Here is a 20,357-nt window from a genome sequence, read left to right on the forward strand (position 1 = left end):
GTCGCTCAGGTACGGGAAGTTGACCTTGCCGTCGTTGAAGAACTTCATGTGGTTGGGGTCGTCCCAGGTCTTGCCCAGACCGTTCTGGTAGCGACCCAGAATGCGCTGGTTGATCGCCTCGACGCCAGTGTTCACATAGGCCTTGTCGGCGATGGTCTCGGCCATCTTCATGCGGTTGCCCAAGTTGGCGTCGATCCAGCGGCTGGCTTCGAGCACGGCCATCATCACGGCACGCGCGGTGTTGGGGTACTTCTTGACGAAGTCGTTCGTGGTGCCCAGCACCTTCTCGGGGTGGTCTTGCCAGATGTCTTGCGTGGTGACGGCCGTGATGCCGATGCCATCAACGATGGCGCGGTGCCCCCAGGGCTCACCCACGCAGTAGCCGTCCATGTTGCCCACGCGCATGTTGGCCACCATTTGCGGCGGCGGCACGGTGATGACCTTGGCGTCCTTCAGCGGGTTGATGCCGTAGGTGGCCAGCCAGTAATACAGCCACATGGCGTGCGTGCCGGTCGGGAAGGTCTGCGCAAAGGTGTACTCGCGCTTGTCGGTCTGCATCAGCTTGGCGAGGCTGGCGCCGTCCACCGCGCCCTTGCTGGCGAGCTGCTTCGACAGCGTGATGGCCTGTCCGTTGTTGTTGAGCGTCATCAGCACGGCCATGTCCTTCTTGGGGCCGGCCACGCCGAGATGCACGCCGTAGATCAGGCCGTAGAGCACGTGCGCCATGTCGAGCTCGCCGTTGACCAGCTTGTCGCGCACGCCGGCCCACGAGGCTTCCTTGCTCGGCACGATCTTCACGCCGTATTTCTTATCGAAGCCCAGCACCGAGGCCATCACGATCGAGGCGCAGTCGGTCAGCGGGATGAAGCCGATCTTCACTTCTTCTTTTTCGGGCTTGTCGGAGCCGCCGGCCCAGACGGCCGATTGCAGGCCCGGCACCATGCCGGTGGCGCCCGCTGCTGCGGCGACTTTGATGATCGATCGACGGCTCATTTTGAAGTCCTGTGAGTGGCTCATGGTGGCGATGTGTTCCAAGCTTTGCGAAAAACAAAAAGGCGTCCGCACCGGAGCTGCGAGCGGGTCGCAGACAGGGTGGGGACGCCTTCGTCCTGTGAAGCGCTCGCCGCCATTGGCTGGCGCTTCAACGAGATCGCCGTTGATCTCTTGTCGTTGGTATACGCAAAGGGTGTGCCAGCTTCAAATCCATCGAGAGACCCATGTCAGGCACCAAATAGATGCACCGCCTTGGGGCCGCGCACGGCGGCTGTGCGATGTGGCGGGGGCGGTCAGCTGAACACGTCGGCCACGTCGATGAGGCGTTGCGCCACCTCGACGAGCTTGAGTCCGCGGTCCATGGCCGTCTTGCGCAGGCGCGCGTAGGCTTCTTGCTCGGTGCAGCCTTGCTTGGTCATCAGCAGGCCCTTGGCGCGGTCGATGATCTTGCGTTCTTCGAGCTGGGTGCGCGCATCCGCCAACTCGCGGCGCAGCGATTCTTCGTGTTCAAAGCGCGCCATCGCCACGTCGATCACCGGCTTCACGCGCTCAGGGGCCAGGCCGGCGACGACGTAGGCCGACACGCCCGCCGCGATGGCCGCGCGCACATGGGAGGTGTCGTCATCTTCGGTGAACAGCACGATGGGCCGACGCTCGTCGCGCGTCGCCACCACCACGTGTTCGAGGATGTCGCGCCCCTGGCTCTCGGCGTCCACGATGATCATGTCGGGCTGGATCTGTGCCACGCGGTCCGGCAAGAAAGGGTCGGCCGGCAGCACCGCCACGATGTTGTAGCCGGCCTCCAGCAGACCGATACGCAGCGTGCGTGAGCGCTCCGCCTCTTGTCGGGCGTGCGGGTCGGTCGGATCGGCGTCGAGCGTTTCCGGGGCGACGATCACGAGTCGCAACGAGGTGGGCACAGTCATGGGGCTGATCTTGCAACATTTGAGCCACGTCCGCGGCCCCCTGGTTCGACGGAGGCGCTGCTTTAGACTCGCCGCATGGTCATGCGTGTATTGGGTATCGAATCTTCCTGCGACGAAACCGGCGTGGCGTTGGTCGAGTTGAACGAGCCGCAGCCGGGCGCTCAATCTGGGTCGGGGGAAGGCGCGCAAACGGTGCCTCGCCTGCTGGCGCATGCCTTGCACAGCCAGGTGGACATGCACCAGGCCTATGGCGGCGTGGTGCCCGAGCTCGCCTCGCGCGATCACATCCGCCGCGTCCTGCCGCTGGCGCGCGACGTGTTGGCGCGTGCTCACGTCGAGCTCGCTGATGTGGATCTGATCGCCTACACCCAAGGCCCTGGCTTGGCGGGGGCGTTGCTGGTCGGAGCCGGGGTGGCCTGCGCGCTGGGCTCGGCCCTGGGCAAGCCCGTGCTGGGCATCCATCACCTCGAAGGGCACCTGCTGTCGCCCTTCCTGTCGGCCGACCCGCCGAGCTTTCCGTTCGTGGCGCTGCTCGTTTCGGGCGGACACACCCAGTTGATGCGGGTCGATGGCGTGGGCCGCTACGCCTTGCTGGGCGAGACGGTGGACGACGCGGCCGGCGAGGCGTTCGACAAATCCGCCAAGCTGCTCGGTCTCGGTTACCCCGGCGGTCCGGCGCTGGCGCGGCTGGCCGAGCATGGCAACGCGCAGTCGTTCGACTTGCCGCGCCCACTGCTGCACAGCGGCAACCTCGACTTCTCGTTCGCCGGGCTCAAGACGGCGGTGCGTGTGCAGCTTGAGCGCCTGGGTTCCAGCCCGTGCGACCAAGCCAAGGCCGACCTGGCGGCCGCGACGCAAACGGCCATCGTTGACGTGCTGCTGAAAAAGTCCCTGGCAGCGCTCAAGGCGACGGGCCTCAAGCGCATCGTGGTGGCCGGGGGGGTGGGTGCCAACCGCATGCTCCGCGAGCGGCTGGCGGCGGAATGCAAGAAGCGGGGTGTGCGCGTGCACCATCCCGAACTGGATCTGTGCACCGACAACGGCGCCATGATCGCGCTGGCCGCCGCGATGCGCGTGCAGGCCGGGCAGGCGGCGGTGCGGCGCGACTACGCCTTCGAGGTGAAGCCGCGCTGGGAACTGGCTAGCGTGTAGGTCCGCGAATAGCTGGAACTGAAATGCTCGCGGCACCCCACGCGCTGGGCGGCTGCGGTGGCACCGTCTTCTTTTCAGCTATACTCCGCCGGTTTTGCTGTCTTTGGGCGTCTGCCCTTGGGCAAAGTAGAGCGCAATCGCACGGCTTGGGTAGGTTTCACCCGATGCCGCAAGTCAAACCGGGTTTGTCGTTGCATGCCGCCCAGGCGGTGTCACCTCAAGCCCACTCTGGAAACCGCTGCGTGTCGCCTGGGTGCGGTGCGTGGTTTGGGTTTCCGTCTTTCGAAACGAACGGAAAGTCATCATGGCAGTCGCCGATCTGAACAAAGCTGAAATCATCAAAGCCAACGCCCGTGGCGCCGCCGACACCGGCTCGCCCGAAGTGCAAGTGGCCTTGCTGACCGCTCGCATCAACGAGCTGACCCCGCACTTCAAGGCCAACAAGAAGGACCACCACGGTCGTCGCGGCCTGTTGCGCATGGTGAGCCGTCGCCGCAAGCTGCTCGACTACCTGAAGGATCGCGACGCTGACCGCTACACCGCGCTGATCCAGAAGCTCGGCCTGCGCAAGTAAGGAATCAAGCACGGCAAAAAGCCTGTCTGGCAACCCCAGCACAGGCTTTTTGTTTTTTCGGAGTGAGGTCGGATGTGAGGCGTGGTCGTGTCATTCCATCGAGGCAGCAGGGCTGTCGCGCTGGAATGGCATCACGCTCGAGGCCTTGACTCCAGGTGTCACGCGCCGCCGCAAGGGCGCGTTTTGTAAATGCATGGAGAAACAAGCATGAGCATGTTCAACAAAGTCACCAAGACCTTCCAATGGGGTCAGCACACGGTCACGATGGAAACCGGCGAAATCGCTCGCCAAGCCACGGGCGCCGTGGTGGTCGACATGGACGGCACCACGGTGCTGGCCACCGTGGTCTGCGCCAAGAACGCCAAGCCGGGTCAAGATTTCTTCCCGCTGACCGTCGACTACATCGAGAAGACCTACGCCGCCGGCAAGATCCCGGGTAGCTTCTTCAAGCGTGAAGCCAAGCCCAGCGAGCTCGAAACGCTCACCTCGCGCCTGATCGACCGCCCGATCCGTCCGCTGTTCCCCGAGGGCTTCTACAACGAAGTGCAGCTCGTGATCCACGTGCTGTCGCTCAACCCGCAGGTGTCGGCCGACATCGCCGCCATGATCGCTTCCAGCGCGGCGCTGTCGATCTCCGGCATCCCGTTCAACGGCCCGATCGGTGCCGCTCGCGTGGCCTACGTCAACGGCGAATACGTGCTCAACCCGGGTCCGGCTCAGCTGGCCGAGTCGAAGCTCGATCTCGTGGTGGCCGGCACCGAATCGGCTGTGCTGATGGTCGAGTCCGAGGCTGATCAGCTGACTGAAGATGTGATGCTGGGCGCCGTGGTGTTCGGTCACGAGCAAGGCAACGTGGCCATCAACGCCATCCACGAGCTGGTGCGCGACGCCGGCAAGCCCGAGTGGCAGTGGGAAGCCCCCGCCAAGGACGAAGCCTTCATCGGCAAGGTCACCGCGCTGGCCGAAGAGAAGCTGCGCGCGGCTTATCAGATCCGCTCCAAGCAAGCGCGTACCCAGGCTTGCCGCCAGGCTTATGCCGACGTCAAGGGTGCGCTGACCGCCGAGGGCGTGGCCTTCGACGAGGTCAAGGTTGAAAGCCTGTTGTTCGACATCGAAGCCAAGATCGTGCGCAGTCAGATCCTGTCAGGCGAGCCGCGCATCGACGGTCGCGACACCCGCACCGTGCGCCCCATCGAGATCCGCACCGGCGTGCTGCCGCGCGTGCACGGCTCGGCGCTGTTCACCCGCGGTGAAACGCAGGCGCTGGTCATTGCCACCCTGGGCACCGACCAAGACGCACAGCGCATCGACGCCCTGGCTGGCGAGTTCCGCGACAGCTTCCTGTTCCACTACAACATGCCCCCGTTCGCCACCGGCGAAACCGGCCGCGTGGGCTCGCCCAAGCGCCGCGAAATCGGCCACGGCCGTCTGGCCAAGCGCGCCCTGGTGCCGCTGCTGCCGGGCAAGGAAGACTTCGGTTACACCGTGCGCGTCGTGTCCGAGATCACCGAGTCGAACGGCTCGTCGTCGATGGCTTCGGTCTGCGGCGGCTGTCTGGCCATGATGGACGCCGGCGTGCCGATGAAGGCGCACGTGGCCGGTATCGCCATGGGTCTGATCAAGGAAGGCAACCGCTTCGCCGTGCTGACCGACATCCTGGGAGATGAAGATCACCTGGGCGACATGGACTTCAAGGTGGCCGGTACCACCGCCGGCGTGACCGCGCTGCAGATGGACATCAAGATCCAAGGCATCACCAAAGAGATCATGCAAGTGGCGCTGGCTCAGGCCAAGGAAGCCCGTCTGCACATCCTGGGCAAGATGGTCGAAGCCATGGAAGCGCCGAACACCGAGGTGTCCGAGTTCGCTCCGCGCCTGTACACGCTCAAGATCAACCCCGAGAAGATCCGTGACGTGATCGGCAAGGGTGGCGCCACCATCCGCGCGCTGACCGAAGAAACCGGCACGCAGATCGACATCGGCGAAGACGGCACGATCACCATCGCCTCGACCGACGCCGACAAGGCTGAGCTGGCCAAGAAGCGCATTCAAGAGATCACCGCCGAGGTTGAAATCGGCAAGATCTACGAAGGCCCGGTCACCAAGCTGTTCGACTTTGGCGCGCTGGTCAATCTGCTGCCGGGCAAGGACGGCCTGCTGCACATCAGCCAGATCTCGCACCAGCGTGTCGAGAAGGTCTCCGATGTGCTGCAAGAAGGTCAGATCGTCAAGGTCAAGGTTCTCGAGACCGACGAGAAAGGCCGCGTCAAGCTGTCGATGAAGGTGCTGCAAGACCGTCCCGAGCGTGGCTCGAACGAAGCGCAGCAACAACAGCAACAGCAGCAGTAAGCGCTCGAATCGCGGTGACCCGGCGTGTGTCGGGTTGCTGCGACGCTCCCCCTGACCATGAACGTCATTGAAATCAGCCAGCCCGGCGCCCCAGAGGTGCTGCGTCTGGCTGTGCGAGCGGCGCCCGTGGCTGGGGTGGGCGAGGTGCTGATTCGCGTGGCCGCGTCAGGCGTCAATCGTCCCGACGTGTTGCAGCGCAAAGGCCTGTATCCGCCGCCGCCGGGAGCGTCCGATCTGCCGGGGCTCGAAGTGGCGGGCGTTATCGAATCTGGTGATGCCGAAGCGATGGCGCATGCTGGCTTCAAGCTGGGTGACCGCGTGTGCGCCTTGCTGGCCGGTGGGGGGTATGCCGAGCAGGCGGTCGCGCCAGTTGGGCAATGCCTGCCGGTGCCGGCTGGCTGGAGCGACGCTGAAGCGGCGGGGTTGCCCGAGACTTTCTTCACCGTCTGGGCCAATGTGTTCGAGCGTGCCGCGCTACAGCCGGGTGAGACCTTGTTGGTGCACGGCGGTACGAGCGGCATCGGCGTCACGGCCATCCAGCTTGCCAAGGCATTGGGGTCTCAAGTGATCGTTACCGTCGGCAGTGATGCCAAGGCTGAGGCGTGCCTCAAGCTGGGTGCGGATCGCGCGATCAACTATAAGCGCGACGACTTCGTGGCCGAGGTGATGCGAATCACGGGCGGCCGTGGGGTTGATGTGGTGCTCGATATGGTTGCCGGGCCGTATGTGGCGCGTGAGCTCAATTGCCTCGCGGAAGATGGTCGTGTGGTCATCATTGCCGTGCAAGGGGGGGGGCAGGCCGAGTTCAATGCCGCGCAGGTGTTGGTGCGGCGTCTCACCATCTCGGGGTCAACCTTGCGTGCGCGTTCGCTGGAGTTCAAGGCGGGCATCGCGCGGGCGTTGCGACAACATGTCTGGCCCTTGCTGGAGCAAGGGCGGGTTCGCTCGGTGCTGGATCGCGTTTTTGCGGCTGAAGCAGCTGCAGAGGCGCACGCCTACATCGAATCGGGGCAGCACGTCGGCAAGATCGTGCTCGCCTGGTAGTTATCAAATCAAGCAAAGAATTTTCGCGAGAGTCGAAACATGAGTGCTCGTAAAAAATTGGTCGCAGGCAACTGGAAGATGCACGGCAGTCGCGCTGCCAACGCAGAGTTGCTGGGCGGCATCCTGCAGGCCGGCCCGTTCGGTGCCGACGTCGCGGTGTGTGTGCCTGCGCCGTACCTTGGTGAGGTGGGCATCACGCTGGCCGGGAGCGCCGTCGCCTGGGGGGCGCAAGACTGCTCCGCGCATGAGCAGGGTGCGTACACCGGCGATGTGTCAGTGTCGATGCTGTCGGAGTTCGGTTGCCGCTACGTGATCGTGGGGCACTCGGAGCGTCGGGCTTACCACGGCGAGACCGATCAGCAGGTGGCTGACAAGGCCAAGATCGCGCTCGGCAAAGGCATCACGCCGATCGTGTGTGTGGGCGAAACGCTGGCGCAGCGCGAGGCCGGGCAGACCGAAGAGGTGGTCAAGCGCCAGTTGTCGGTGGTGATCCACACCCTGGGGCAGTGCATCGGCGAAATCGTGGTCGCCTACGAGCCGGTATGGGCCATCGGAACGGGCAAGACGGCGTCTCCCGAGCAGGCTCAAGAGGTGCATGCCTTGCTGCGTGCCCAACTGCGCGCGGCCAGCCAGCGGGCGGACGGCATGCGGCTGCTCTACGGTGGCAGCGTCAAGCCCGACAATGCGGCGACCTTGTTCGGTCAGCCCGACATCGATGGCGGCCTGATTGGCGGTGCGGCCTTGAAGGCGGCCGATTTCGTTGCGGTTTGCCGCGCGGCGGGTTGATCGTCGCGTGCAACAAAAGCGGTTCAGAATCTACAGATTGGAGAGTGGTGTTATGCAATGGTTGATTTCGTTGATCACGGTTGTGCAGATCCTTGCCGCCTTGGCCATGATCGGGCTGGTGCTGGTGCAGCACGGCAAGGGGGCTGACATGGGGGCATCGTTCGGCAGCGGCGCGTCCGGTAGCCTGTTTGGTGCCACTGGTAGCGCCAACTTTCTTTCACGCTCGACGGCAGTGTGTGCAACCATCTTCTTTGTCAGCACGCTGGCGCTGGCGTATATGGGCAACCATCGCGGCGGTGTCTCGGTAGGTGGTGCAAGTGTGCTGGAGCGTGCAGCGCCGGTTGCGCCGGCCGCTTCGGTGGTTGTGCCCGATGTGGCGGCATCCGGCGCAGCTTTGATCCCGGCCAAATGATGTTGTTTTTCGCTGTTGGTTCTATGGCGCGCAAGCACAAGATGTCGCCCCAATTGGGGTAGAATTTAAGGCTTCGGTAAATGCTGCATGGCAGATAGGCGACGCAGTGTGATCGAAGCGGCTCATGAGAGTGGGCGCGCCGACGTGGTGAAATTGGTAGACACGCTATCTTGAGGGGGTAGTGGCGAAAGCTGTGCGAGTTCGAGTCTCGCCGTCGGCACCAAATGGTTTTTGTGTGAGGCCGGGTTGCTTGGTTCTGGCCGCTTCGCAATCGGTGTTTTGGCCGTGATTGGCGGAGCAAGCTGGCGCGCTGCGCGAGGGTTGTCTTGATCCGTTTGTCGGTCATGCTCCATCGATGGCGCGCCTTATTTTTGCCGAGCGGCCATGTGGCGTCTCAATCCGCAGAATTTTCTGATTGGCGACAAGATCTTTTTTGCATCTCAGCAAACTGGCGAACCACCATGAATCTTGAACAGTACCTCCCTGTCATCTTGTTCATCTTGGTGGGTGTGGGTGTTGGTGTTGTGCCCCAGGTCTTGGGCTTCTTGTTGGGGCCGCGTCGTCCTGATGAAGCCAAGAATTCTCCATATGAGTGTGGTTTTGAGGCGTTTGAAGATGCGCGCATGAAATTTGATGTGCGTTATTACCTCGTTGCCATCCTTTTCATACTGTTCGACCTCGAGATCGCTTTCTTGTTCCCATGGGCAGTGGCGCTGCGTGAAATCGGCGCGGTAGGCTTCTGGGCCATGATGCTCTTCCTGGGCATTCTGGTGGTGGGTTTTGCCTACGAGTGGAAGAAGGGCGCCCTTGATTGGGAATAACTGAACTGGCGACGCATCTCGCAAGGCAAAGTCATGGGTATCGAAGGCGTTCTCAAAGAAGGTTTCATCACGACGCAGGTTGATGCGCTCATCAACTGGTCTAAAACAGGGTCCATGTGGCCGATGACGTTCGGCTTGGCCTGTTGTGCGGTCGAAATGATGCACGCCGGTGCGGCGCGTTACGACATCGATCGTTTCGGCATGTTGTTCCGCCCCAGTCCGCGCCAATCCGATCTGATGATCGTGGCGGGCACCTTGTGCAACAAGATGGCCCCCGCCTTGCGCAAGGTTTACGACCAGATGGCTGAGCCGCGCTGGGTCTTGTCGATGGGCTCCTGCGCTAATGGCGGTGGGTACTACCACTACAGCTATTCCGTGGTGCGTGGCTGTGATCGCATCGTGCCGGTGGACGTCTACGTGCCAGGTTGTCCGCCAACCGCCGAGGCCTTGCTGTACGGCATCTTGCAACTGCAAGCCAAGATTCGCCGCGAAAATACCATCGCTCGTTGAGCCCAATCGAGAGTTCTTGATGAGCCAGTCACTTGACACCCTGAAATCCGCGCTTGAATCGGTCCTGGGGGATCGGATCAAAAGTCTGGTGCTTCGTTGCGGCGAACTGACATTAACGGTTGGAGCCGCCGATTACGCTGGCGTCGCCCAGGCATTGCGTGATCACACCGCCTTGGCGTTCGAGCAACTGATCGATCTGTGCGGTCTCGATTACTCCGTCTACAAAGACGGTGCCGATCCCTTGGCAGAAGGGGGGCGCTACTGGGTTGCCGTGCACTTGCTGTCGGTCACCAAGAATTGGCGTTTGCGTCTGAAGGTGGCATGTCCCGACGACAGCCTGCCCGTGGTCGCCTCGGTGACCGGAGTCTGGAGCTCCGCCAACTGGTTTGAGCGCGAGGCTTTCGATTTGTACGGCATTGTCTTCGATGGTCACGACGATTTGCGTCGCATCCTGACTGACTACGGTTTCATCGGTCACCCGTTCCGCAAGGACTTCCCGACTACGGGGCATGTCGAGATGCGCTACGACGCTGAGCAAAAGCGGGTGGTCTATCAGCCCGTCACCATCGATCCGCGTGAGATCACCCCGCGCATCATCCGCGAAGACAACTACGGCGGCCTGCACTAAGAGCGCTCCATGTCCGAAATCAAGAACTACACCCTGAACTTCGGTCCGCAACACCCGGCGGCACACGGCGTCTTGCGCCTGGTGCTGGAGTTGGACGGCGAGGTGATCCAGCGCGCCGATCCGCATATCGGTCTGCTGCATCGCGCCACAGAGAAGCTGGCCGAAAGCAAGACCTTCATTCAATCATTGCCTTACATGGACCGTCTCGACTACGTGTCCATGATGAGCAACGAGCACGCCTACTGCCTGGCCATCGAGAAGCTCCTGGGTATTGAGGTGCCCGTGCGTGCGCAGTACATCCGTGTGATGTTTGGCGAGATCACGCGACTGTTGAATCACCTGCTTTGGCTGGGTTGTCACGGTTTTGACTGTGGCGCCATGAACATCCTCATCTATTGCTTCCGTGAGCGTGAGGATTTGTTCGACATGTACGAGGCGGTGTCCGGCGCACGCATGCATGCTGCCTACTTCCGTCCAGGTGGCGTTTATCGCGACCTGCCCGACAGCATGCCGCAGTACAAGGCCTCGAAGATCCGCAACGCCAAGGCGCTGGCGCAGATGAACGAGAACCGCCAGGGCTCCCTGCTCGATTTCATCGACGATTTCACCAAGCGCTTCCCGAAGCTGGTCGACGAATACGAGACCCTGTTGACTGATAACCGCATCTGGAAGCAGCGCACGGTCGGCATCGGCGTGGTGTCGCCGGAGCGAGCCTTGAATCTGGGCTTCACTGGGGCCATGCTGCGCGGGTCGGGTATTGCGTGGGATCTGCGCAAGACGCAGCCCTACGACGTCTACGATCGCGTTGATTTCGATGTGCCGATCGGTAAGACGGGTGACTGCTACGACCGCTATCTGGTGCGTGTCGAAGAGTTGCGGCAGTCCAACCGCATCATCAAGCAATGCGTCGATTGGCTGCGCGCCAACCCCGGTCCGGTGATCACCGACAACCACAAGGTGGCGCCGCCGTCGCGGGTCGACATGAAGACCAACATGGAAGAGCTGATCCACCATTTCAAGCTCTTCACGGAAGGCATGCATGTTCCCGAGGGCGAGGCTTACGCCGCGGTTGAGCATCCGAAGGGTGAGTTTGGTATCTACCTCGTGAGCGACGGTGCCAACAAGCCCTATCGATTGAAGATTCGCGCGCCCGGTTTCCCACACTTGGCTGCTCTGGACGAAATGGCCCGTGGGCATATGTTGGCCGACGCGGTGGCGATCATCGGCACGATGGACATCGTGTTCGGTGAAATCGACCGTTGACTCCGGCGCCCCTCAGATTGCTTACTGATACCACCATGCTCAGCGAACAAACCAAAGCGCGCTTCGATCGCGAAGTCGCCAAGTACCCTGCCGAACAGAAGCAGTCGGCCGTGATGGCCTGTCTGTCGATCATCCAGCAGGAGCGCGGTTGGGTTTCGCCCGAGAGTGAGCGCGAAGTGGCTGATTACCTCGGGATGCCTGCCATTGCGGTTCACGAGGTGGTGACGTTCTACAACATGTACAACCAGCAGCCGGTTGGGCGTTACAAGCTCAACGTCTGCACCAACTTGCCGTGCGTGCTGCGCAACGGCCAACAGGCGCTGCAGCATCTGTGCGAGAAGTTGGGTGTCGAAAATGGTGGCACCACGGCTGACGGTCTGTTCACGGTGCAGCAGTGTGAGTGCTTGGGTGCTTGTGCTGATGCGCCGGTGATGCTGGTCAACGATCGCCAGATGCTCAGCTACATGGGCCCTGACAAGCTCGACGAATTGGTCGACACACTCAAGGCTCAGGCCAAGTAATTAGACGAGAGCAGCATGTTGGATCTCTCCATATTCCAAGCCACGGGTCGCGAGACCTGCTTTCATGACCGTCACATCGGTGCCCAGATCTACGCGGGCTTGAACGGCAGCAACTGGAGCCTGAAGGACTACGAATCGCGTGGCGGCTATCAGGCCCTGCGCAAGATCCTCGGCAAGGACGGTGGCGGAGGCCTGACGCCTGAGCAGGTGATCGCCGAAGTCAAGAATTCGGGCCTGCGTGGTCGTGGCGGTGCAGGCTTCCCGACGGGCCTGAAGTGGAGCTTCATGCCGCGCGCGTTGCCGGTGCAGAAGTACCTCGTCTGCAACTCTGATGAAGGCGAGCCAGGTACCTGCAAGGATCGCGACATCCTGCAGTACAACCCGCACATCGTGATCGAAGGCATGGCGATCGCCGCCTACGCCATGGGCATCAACGTGGGCTACAACTACATCCACGGCGAGATCTTCGGCAGCTACGAGCGCTTCGAAGCCGCGCTTGAAGAAGCCCGTGCGGCCGGCCTGCTGGGCAACAACATCCTGGGCAGCGCCTTCAGCTTCCAGCTGCATGCGCACCATGGCTTCGGCGCCTACATTTGCGGCGAAGAAACCGCGCTGCTCGAGTCGCTCGAGGGCAAGAAGGGTCAGCCGCGCTTCAAGCCGCCGTTCCCGGCGAGCTTCGGCCTGTACGGCAAGCCGACCACCATCAATAACACCGAGACCTTCGCGGCGGTGCCCTGGATCATCCGCAATGGCGGCCAGGCCTATCTCGAATGCGGCAAGCCGAACAACGGTGGCACCAAGATCTTCTCGATGGTCGGTGACGTCGAACGCCCCGGCAACTACGAGATCCCGCTTGGCACCCCGTTCGCCACGCTGCTCGAGCTGGCTGGCGGCGTGAAGGGCGGCAAGAAGCTCAAGGCCGTGATCCCTGGTGGTTCGTCGTCGCCCGTGCTGCCTGCGTCCATCATGATGGAAACGACGATGGATTACGACGCGATCGCGAAGGCCGGCTCGATGCTCGGCTCGGGTGCCGTCATCGTGATGGACGATACCCGTTGCATGGTCAAGAGCCTGCAGCGTTTGAGCTATTTCTACATGCACGAATCGTGCGGCCAATGCACCCCTTGCCGCGAAGGAACGGGTTGGCTGTGGCGCATGGTTGGCCGAATCGAGAACGGCAAGGGGCGGGTCGAAGACCTCGACTTGCTGAACTCAGTGGCCGACAACATCCAGGGGCGCACCATTTGTGCTTTGGGTGATGCGGCCGCGATGCCGGTGCGCGCGATGATCAAGCACTTCCGTGATGAGTTCGCGTACCACATTGAACACAAGACCTGCGTGGTCCCTGCATATATTTGAGAGGGGCCCAGAGCATCATGGTTGAAATAGAACTCGACGGTCAGAAGGTTGAAGTGCCAGAAGGCAGCATGGTGATGCATGCGGCCGAAAAGGCCGGCGCGTACATCCCGCACTTCTGCTATCACAAGAAACTCTCGATCGCGGCCAACTGCCGCATGTGCCTGGTCGAGGTTGAGAAGGCGCCCAAGCCGATGCCTGCCTGCGCGACGCCCGTCACGCAAGGCATGATCGTCCGCACCAAGAGCGACAAGGCCATCAAGGCGCAGCAGTCGGTGATGGAGTTCCTGCTCATCAACCACCCGCTCGATTGCCCGATCTGCGATCAGGGCGGCGAGTGCCAGTTGCAGGACTTGGCTGTGGGCTATGGCAAGTCGGCATCGCGGTACCAAGAAGAAAAGCGCGTGGTGTTCCACAAGGAAGTGGGGCCGCTGATCTCGATGGAAGAGATGAGCCGCTGCATTCACTGCACGCGTTGCGTCCGCTTCGGACAGGAAATCGCCGGCCAGATGGAGCTCGGCATGGCTCATCGTGGCGAACATTCCGAGATCACCACGTTCCTGAACGGCACGGTGGACTCCGAGCTGTCCGGCAACATGATCGACATCTGTCCGGTGGGCGCGCTGACCAGCAAGCCTTTCCGCTACAGCGCCCGTACCTGGGAGTTGTCGCGCCGCAAGTCGGTGAGTCCGCATGACTCGACAGGTGCCAACTTGATCGTTCAGGTCAAGAACAACCAGGTCATGCGTGTGGTGCCGCTCGAGAACGACGATGTGAACGAGTGCTGGCTGGCGGATCGTGATCGCTTCTCCTACGAAGCGCTCAATAGTGACCAACGCTTGACCCAGCCCATGCTCAAGCAGGGCGGTCAGTGGCGCGAGGTCGACTGGACGACGGCGCTTGAATACGTGGCCAACGGGCTGAAAAAGATCAAGACCGAGCATGGGGCGTCGGCCATCGGCGCGCTGGCCACCCCGCACAGCACGGTTGAGGAATTGCACCTGCTGGCCGCGCTGGTGCGCGGTTTGGGTTCTGACAATATCGACTACCGGGCCCGCCACGCTGACTTCAGCAACGAGGTGGCTGGTCAGGCCCGTTGGCTGGGTACGTCGATCGCCGCACTGACCACGCTGGACAGGGCACTCGTGGTCGGCTCGTTCCTGCGCAAGGACCATCCGCTGTTTGCTCAGCGCTTGCGTCAGGCCGCCAAGAAGGGCGCGCAGATCCATGCCATCGGTGCCGGTGGGGACGACTGGTTGCTGCCGCTGGCGCAGCGGGTCACCGTGGCTCCTGGAGCATGGTGTGCTGCCTTGGCCGAAGTCGCCGCTGCTGTTGCTGCAAGCAAGGGCGTGCCCGCACCTGTCCCGGCTGATCCCGGCCCCGCCGCTCAGGCCATTGCAGCATCGCTGCTGTCGGGTGAGCGCAAAGCGGTTTTGCTCGGTAACGCTGCGGCTCAGCACCCGAACGCTGCCAATCTGCTGGCTTTGGCGGCCTGGATTGCCGAGCAGACAGGGGCGAGCGTGGGCTACCTCACCGAAGCGGCCAATACGGTTGGCGCGCAACTGGTTGGGGCGTTGCCGCAATCGGGCGGCCAAGATGCTGGCCAGATGCTGAGCCGGTCGCTCAAGGCGTATGTACTGCTGAATGCCGAACCTGAATTGGATGCAGCGAATCCGGCGCAGGCGCGGGCCGCCGTCGACGGCGCAGAAATGGTCGTGGCGATGAGCGCATTCAAGACGGCAGCTTCGGACTATGCCGACGTGCTGCTGCCGATCGCGCCGTTCAGCGAGACATCGGGTACCTTCGTCAACGCCGAAGGTCGGGCGCAGAGTTTTTACGGCGTCGTTAAGCCGCTGGATGATGTTCGGCCCGCTTGGAAAGTCTTGCGCGTGTTGGGCAATTTGCTGGGACTGCAGGGTTTCGATTTCGAAACTTCGGAGGAGGTTCGCGCGCAGGCTCTTGGCGATGTGTCGCAGTTGCCATCGCGGTTGTCGAACCAGCCGAAAGTTGATGGACTCGACGTGCCACAGTTCAGCACGGGGCTTGAACGCGTGAGCAATGTGCCGCTGTATGCAGCTGATGCCGTTGTGCGCCGCGCCGCGTCATTGCAACAAACCGCAGACGCGCAGGTGGCTGCAGCCATCGGATTGCCTCAGGCGGTCTGGCAGCAAATGGGACTGAACGAGGGCGCGACGGTTCGTGTGTCGCAGGGAGCGGCGTCAGTCGTACTGACGGCGCGATTGGAGGCAGGCCTGCCTGCCAACACGGTGCGGGTGCCGGCTGGAGTGCCGGCTACGGCGGCATTGGGTGCCGCCTTCGGACCGATCGTGGTGGACAAGGCTTGAGCACGAAGGGACTGAACCGTGTTTGATTCGTTCAACGCCGCCGGACTGCAACTGATGGGGCCGCTGGCATGGCCCGTGGTCTGGAATCTCATCAAAATCGTGGCGCTGTTGTTGCCGCTCATGATTTGCGTCGCCTACCTGACTCTGTGGGAGCGAAAGGCCATCGGCTGGACGCAGGTTCGCCTGGGTCCTAATCGCGTCGGGCCGGCGGGTTTCCTTCAGCCTATCGCTGATGCCGTCAAGCTGATCTTCAAAGAGATCATCACGCCGTCGGCCGCCAACAAAGGTTTCTTTTTCCTGGGGCCGATCATGACCATCATGCCTGCGCTTGCTGCGTGGGTGGTGGTGCCGTTTGGCCCCGATGCGGCGCTGTCCAATGTCAACGCCGGCTTGCTGTTTTTAATGGCCATCACCTCACTTGAAGTTTATGGAGTGATCATTGCTGGCTGGGCCTCGAATTCCAAATACGCATTCTTGGGAGCGCTGCGCGCTTCGGCGCAGATGGTGTCTTACGAAATCGCGATGGGCTTTGCTTTTGTAGTCGTGTTGATGGTGACGGGCAGTCTCAACATGACAGACGTTGTTCAATCGCAAGGGCGTGGTCACTTTGCCGATGCAGGCATGAACTTTTTGTCTTGGAACTGGCTACCGCTGCTGCCTATCTTCATCGTCTATTTCATCTCGGGTCTGGCCGAAACCAACCGCCATCCATTCGACGTTGTTGAAGGTGAATCCGAAATCGTTGCTGGTCACATGATCGAGTATTCCGGCATGTCGTTCGCCATGTTCTTCTTGGCCGAATACGCCAACATGATCCTCGTGTCGGCACTAGCTTCGATCATGTTCCTTGGCGGTTGGATCGCACCGCTATCGTTCAGCATGTTCGGTATGGCGACGCCCGAAATAGTCGATCGCACCATGTGGTTCTGGAACTGGTTCTGGCTATTTGCCAAGACCTTTATGGTCGTAACGATGTTCTTGTGGGTGCGAGCCACGTTTCCGCGCTACCGATACGACCAGATCATGCGTCTAGGCTGGAAGATCTTCATTCCAGTCACCCTGGTGTGGCTGGTGGTCGTCGGGCTGTGGATTCAGTCCCCCTGGAATATCTGGAAGTGAGCGAGGCCAGCATGTCGACGATTGCCTCCGTCAAGGAATTCTTCTCAAGCTTCTTGTTGCTGGAGTTGTTCAAGGGGATGAAGCTCACGGGGCGGCACTTCTTCGCGCAAGCGATTACGGTGCAATTCCCCGAAGAAAAAACTCCACTGTCGCCGCGATTCCGCGGCTTACACGCCTTGCGTCGTTACGAAAACGGCGAGGAGCGCTGTATCGCTTGCAAGCTTTGCGAAGCAGTTTGTCCGGCGATGGCCATTTCCATCGAATCGGACGCTCGTGCGGATGGCTCTCGTCGCACGACTCGCTATGACATTGATCTGACCAAGTGCATCTTCTGCGGATTCTGCGAAGAGAGTTGTCCGGTCGATTCGATTGTCGAAACACATGTCTTCGAGTACCACGGTGAAAAGCGTGGTGACCTGTACTTCACCAAGGACATGCTGCTGGCCGTTGGTGACCGCTACGAGAAAGAGATTGCCGCCAACAAGGAGGCGGACGCCCGCTACCGCTGAGTTGCGCCATTGAAGCGCTCAAGTAGCCGAGTCGCTGCTGCCCGGCCAAGGATACGTATGGATATCAATTTCGCGTTGTTTTGTACTTTCTCGCTGATTCTGCTGTTTGCAGGTTTTCGCGTGATCACCGCCAAGAGCCCGGTTGCGGCCGCTCTCAATCTTGTCTTGGCATTCGCCAATGCTTCGTGCATCTGGATGCTATTGAAGGTGGAGTTCCTGGCTATTTCGCTGGTGCTGGTTTATGTAGGCGCAGTGATGGTGCTTTTCCTTTTCGTCGTGATGATGCTAGACATTGACGTCGAAGCGATGCGCGAAGGCTTCTGGAGACACTTCCCGCTTGCTGGCTTGGTGGGCGCCGTGATAGCAGTCGAAATGATCTTTGTGCTCTATCGCGGTTTCAGTGTTCAAGATGCGGCGCCGCTATCGCCCGAGCTGGCTAGACTCGGCAACGCCAAAGCACTGGGCGTGGAGCTCTACAGCAAGTATCTGTACCCGGTCGAAATCGCTGCTGTGATCCTGCTCGTGGCCATCATCGCCGCGATCGCCTTGACGCTGCGTCAACGCAAGGACTCGCGCTTCCAATCGGCCGCCGAGCAGATCAAGGTCAAGAAGGCAGATCGCCTGCGCATAGTTCAGATGCATCCGGTCAAGCCGCAGTCGGCGGGTGAAGCGGCTTCGGCAGCCGACGTGAAAGGTCAAGCATGACAACCACGCTTTCTCTCGGGCATTTTTTGTCCCTGGGTGCGATCCTGTTCGCGATGTCGGTGATCGGCATCTTCTTGAATCGCAAGAACCTGATCGTGCTGTTGATGGCCATCGAGCTCATGTTGTTGGCTGTCAACCTGAACTTCGTAGCCTTTTCGCACTACCTCGGCAATATGTCGGGTCAGATCTTTGTGTTTTTCATTCTGACCGTGGCAGCTGCTGAGTCCGCCATTGGTTTGGCGATCCTGGTGGTGTTGTTCCGCAATCGCGCCACGATCAGCGTTGAAGAGCTCGACACCCTGAAGGGCTGAAGCCAGGAGAACTACAAGACATGTCTGAGCTTTCTGCATCCACTCTAATTGCTGTCCCTATGGCCCCGCTGGTTGGCGCCATTGCCGCCGGCTTGTTTGGCAAGACCATCGGACGACGCGGATCGCATGTCGTCACGATTCTGGGCGTGCTGTTGTCGTTCGTCATTTCAGCGCTGACGCTCAAGGCGGTGGCATTGGAGGGGGCACATTTCAACCAAACCATTTACGAATGGATGACGGTTGGCGGCGTGAAGATGGAAGTCGGTTTCCTGATCGATGGCCTGAGCGCGATGATGATGTGCGTGGTGACCTTTGTGTCCCTCATGGTGCACATCTACACCATCGGCTACATGCACGAAGACCCAGGCTATCAGCGGTTCTTCTCCTACATCTCGTTATTCACGTTCTCGATGTTGATGCTTGTGATGAGCAACAACATGCTGCAACTGTTCTTCGGTTGGGAGGCGGTGGGCTTGGTGTCTTATCTGCTGATCGGTTTCTGGTTCACCAAGCCGACGGCCGTATTCGCCAACATGAAGGCCTTTCTGGTCAACCGCGTGGGTGACTTCGGCTTCATTCTGGGTATCGGCCTGATCGTCGCTTATGCCGGCACGCTCAACTACGGTGAAGTGTTCGCCAAGGCGCCAGAACTGACTCAATTGGTTTTTCCCGGTCAGAACTGGGCGCTGATCACCGTGATTTGTATTTGCCTGTTCATCGGTGCAATGGGCAAATCGGCTCAGTTCCCACTGCATGTGTGGTTGCCGGATTCGATGGAAGGCCCGACGCCCATTTCGGCGCTCATCCACGCCGCAACCATGGTGACGGCCGGCATCTTCATGGTGGCGCGCATGTCGCCGCTGTATGAGCTGTCCGATACCGCACTCAATTTCGTGCTGGTGATCGGCTCCATCACGGCCTTGTTCATGGGCTTCTTGGGCATCATTCAGAACGACATCAAGCGCGTGGTGGCTTATTCGACACTTTCGCAGCTGGGCTACATGACGGTCGCGCTAGGTGTGTCGGCCTACTCGGTGGGCGTGTTCCACCTGATGACGCACGCCTTCTTCAAGGCCTTGCTGTTCTTGGCAGCGGGCTCGGTGATCATCGGCATGCACCACGATCAGGATATCCGCAACATGGGCGGCCTGTGGAAGCACATGAAGGTCACGTGGTTCACGTCCTTGATCGGCTCGCTGGCACTGATCGGCACGCCGTTCTTCTCGGGCTTCTACTCGAAGGACAGCATCATCGAGGCGGTTGAGGCGAGCCATTTGCCGGGTGCCCACTTTGCCTACTTCGCGGTGATCGTTGGCGTGTTCGTCACGGCCTTCTATTCGTTCCGCATGTTTTTCTTGGTCTTTCATGGCAAAGAACGCTTCCACCATAAGCCCTTCCCGCCGGAAGACGATCATGCACATGACGATCACGGCGACCATGGGCACGGCGATCACACGCCGCACGAGTCGCCCTGGGTGGTGACACTACCTCTGGTGTTGCTTGCCATCCCCTCGTTGGCCATTGGCGGATTGACCATCGGTCCGATGTTGTTCGGTGACTTCTTCAAGGGCGTCATCACGGTCGATGAATCGCATCACCCAGCCATGCACGAATTGGCTGAGCACTTCCACAACGCTACAGAGATGGGCTTGCACGCGTTCATGTCGCTGCCGTTCCTGCTGGCACTGGCTGGCGTGGTGACAGCCTACGTGTTCTACCTCGTGGCGCCGAGCATTCCCGCCGCGATTGCCCGAGTCCTGAAGCCCGTGATCACGATCATGGAAAACAAATACTTCATGGACTGGATCAACGAGAACATCTTTGCCGCCGGTGCGCGTTTGCTGGGGCGTGGACTCTGGAAGGTTGGCGATGTGGCCCTGATCGATGGGTTGATCGTCAATGGGTCGGCTCGCTTGGTGGGCGCGTTTGGCGCTCTGACCCGGTTGCTGCAAACCGGCTACCTCTTCCAATATGCCCTGGTCATGATTCTTGGCGTGCTGGCCTTCATGACGTGGTTTATTTTCAAGAACTGA

General features: G+C 60.9%; 20 protein-coding genes and 1 tRNA gene. 19 read left to right on the forward strand and 2 right to left on the reverse strand.

What is annotated here, in order from left to right:
* Positions 1-993, reverse strand: a 993-nt coding sequence (locus tag ACE3SS_RS08940) for an ABC transporter substrate-binding protein (protein WP_374593054.1), incomplete at its 3' end; no start/stop codon positions are given.
* Positions 994-1,286: 293 nt separating this feature from the next.
* Positions 1,287-1,919 carry an ANTAR domain-containing response regulator gene (locus ACE3SS_RS08945; protein WP_374593056.1) on the reverse strand — a complete coding sequence of 211 codons (633 nt, stop codon included), beginning with the start codon at positions 1,917-1,919 and terminating at the stop codon, positions 1,287-1,289.
* 75 nt (positions 1,920-1,994) lie between these two features.
* Between ACE3SS_RS08945 and tsaD the strand changes: the two genes are divergently transcribed.
* The 19 genes from tsaD to nuoL all read left to right on the forward strand — a co-directional run bounded on the left by tsaD (position 1,995) and on the right by nuoL (position 20,357).
* On the forward strand, positions 1,995-3,071 hold the full coding sequence (gene tsaD / locus ACE3SS_RS08950; RefSeq protein WP_374593058.1) for a tRNA (adenosine(37)-N6)-threonylcarbamoyltransferase complex transferase subunit TsaD: 1,077 nt from the start codon (positions 1,995-1,997) through the stop codon (positions 3,069-3,071).
* Between the two features lie 304 nt (positions 3,072-3,375).
* The gene (gene rpsO, locus ACE3SS_RS08955; protein ID WP_374593060.1) at positions 3,376-3,645 is read left to right on the forward strand and encodes a 30S ribosomal protein S15; all 270 of its coding nucleotides are present in this window, start codon (positions 3,376-3,378) and stop codon (positions 3,643-3,645) included.
* A gap of 207 nt (positions 3,646-3,852) precedes the next feature.
* Positions 3,853-5,994: a polyribonucleotide nucleotidyltransferase gene (gene pnp, locus ACE3SS_RS08960; RefSeq protein ID WP_374593062.1), complete on the forward strand. Its 2,142-nt coding sequence runs from the start codon at positions 3,853-3,855 to the stop codon at positions 5,992-5,994.
* A 57-nt stretch (positions 5,995-6,051) separates the two neighbouring features.
* Positions 6,052-7,038 carry an NAD(P)H-quinone oxidoreductase gene (locus ACE3SS_RS08965; protein ID WP_374593064.1) on the forward strand — a complete coding sequence of 329 codons (987 nt, stop codon included), beginning with the start codon at positions 6,052-6,054 and terminating at the stop codon, positions 7,036-7,038.
* A 39-nt stretch (positions 7,039-7,077) separates the two neighbouring features.
* On the forward strand, positions 7,078-7,824 hold the full coding sequence (gene tpiA, locus ACE3SS_RS08970) for a triose-phosphate isomerase (RefSeq protein WP_374593066.1): 747 nt from the start codon (positions 7,078-7,080) through the stop codon (positions 7,822-7,824).
* A gap of 52 nt (positions 7,825-7,876) precedes the next feature.
* The gene (secG, locus tag ACE3SS_RS08975) at positions 7,877-8,236 is read left to right on the forward strand and encodes a preprotein translocase subunit SecG (protein WP_374593068.1); all 360 of its coding nucleotides are present in this window, start codon (positions 7,877-7,879) and stop codon (positions 8,234-8,236) included.
* A 138-nt stretch (positions 8,237-8,374) separates the two neighbouring features.
* Positions 8,375-8,459, forward strand: a tRNA-Leu gene (locus ACE3SS_RS08980).
* A 238-nt stretch (positions 8,460-8,697) separates the two neighbouring features.
* Positions 8,698-9,057 (forward strand): NADH-quinone oxidoreductase subunit A, encoded by a 360-nt coding sequence (locus ACE3SS_RS08985; RefSeq protein WP_374593108.1) that lies wholly within the window; start codon positions 8,698-8,700, stop codon positions 9,055-9,057.
* A 33-nt stretch (positions 9,058-9,090) separates the two neighbouring features.
* Positions 9,091-9,567, forward strand: coding sequence for an NADH-quinone oxidoreductase subunit B family protein (locus tag ACE3SS_RS08990; RefSeq protein WP_374593071.1), 477 nt, complete (start codon positions 9,091-9,093; stop codon positions 9,565-9,567).
* A gap of 19 nt (positions 9,568-9,586) precedes the next feature.
* On the forward strand, positions 9,587-10,195 hold the full coding sequence (locus ACE3SS_RS08995) for an NADH-quinone oxidoreductase subunit C (RefSeq protein ID WP_374593073.1): 609 nt from the start codon (positions 9,587-9,589) through the stop codon (positions 10,193-10,195).
* A gap of 9 nt (positions 10,196-10,204) precedes the next feature.
* Positions 10,205-11,458: an NADH-quinone oxidoreductase subunit D gene (locus ACE3SS_RS09000; protein WP_374593075.1), complete on the forward strand. Its 1,254-nt coding sequence runs from the start codon at positions 10,205-10,207 to the stop codon at positions 11,456-11,458.
* 35 nt (positions 11,459-11,493) lie between these two features.
* Positions 11,494-11,979, forward strand: a complete 486-nt coding sequence (gene nuoE, locus ACE3SS_RS09005) for an NADH-quinone oxidoreductase subunit NuoE (protein WP_374593110.1) — start codon at positions 11,494-11,496, stop codon at positions 11,977-11,979.
* A gap of 15 nt (positions 11,980-11,994) precedes the next feature.
* Positions 11,995-13,338 (forward strand): NADH-quinone oxidoreductase subunit NuoF, encoded by a 1,344-nt coding sequence (gene nuoF / locus ACE3SS_RS09010; RefSeq protein WP_374593076.1) that lies wholly within the window; start codon positions 11,995-11,997, stop codon positions 13,336-13,338.
* Positions 13,339-13,355: 17 nt separating this feature from the next.
* Complete coding sequence (gene nuoG / locus ACE3SS_RS09015) at positions 13,356-15,680, forward strand: NADH-quinone oxidoreductase subunit NuoG (protein ID WP_374593078.1); 2,325 nt, start codon at positions 13,356-13,358, stop codon at positions 15,678-15,680.
* 54 nt (positions 15,681-15,734) lie between these two features.
* The gene (gene nuoH, locus ACE3SS_RS09020; RefSeq protein ID WP_374593111.1) at positions 15,735-16,799 is read left to right on the forward strand and encodes an NADH-quinone oxidoreductase subunit NuoH; all 1,065 of its coding nucleotides are present in this window, start codon (positions 15,735-15,737) and stop codon (positions 16,797-16,799) included.
* A gap of 11 nt (positions 16,800-16,810) precedes the next feature.
* A complete protein-coding gene (nuoI, locus tag ACE3SS_RS09025) occupies positions 16,811-17,308 on the forward strand; it encodes an NADH-quinone oxidoreductase subunit NuoI (RefSeq protein WP_374593080.1) in 498 nt (165 codons plus the stop codon).
* 57 nt (positions 17,309-17,365) lie between these two features.
* A complete protein-coding gene (locus tag ACE3SS_RS09030; RefSeq protein WP_374593082.1) occupies positions 17,366-18,013 on the forward strand; it encodes an NADH-quinone oxidoreductase subunit J in 648 nt (215 codons plus the stop codon).
* The gene (nuoK, locus tag ACE3SS_RS09035) at positions 18,010-18,324 is read left to right on the forward strand and encodes an NADH-quinone oxidoreductase subunit NuoK (protein ID WP_374593084.1); all 315 of its coding nucleotides are present in this window, start codon (positions 18,010-18,012) and stop codon (positions 18,322-18,324) included. The genes ACE3SS_RS09030 and nuoK overlap by 4 nt, the downstream gene beginning before the upstream one ends.
* A gap of 20 nt (positions 18,325-18,344) precedes the next feature.
* The gene (gene nuoL / locus ACE3SS_RS09040; RefSeq protein ID WP_374593086.1) at positions 18,345-20,357 is read left to right on the forward strand and encodes an NADH-quinone oxidoreductase subunit L; all 2,013 of its coding nucleotides are present in this window, start codon (positions 18,345-18,347) and stop codon (positions 20,355-20,357) included.

Origin of the sequence: Aquabacterium sp. (assembly GCF_041915145.1) — a bacterium.
GTDB lineage: Bacteria > Pseudomonadota > Gammaproteobacteria > Burkholderiales > Burkholderiaceae_C > Aquabacterium.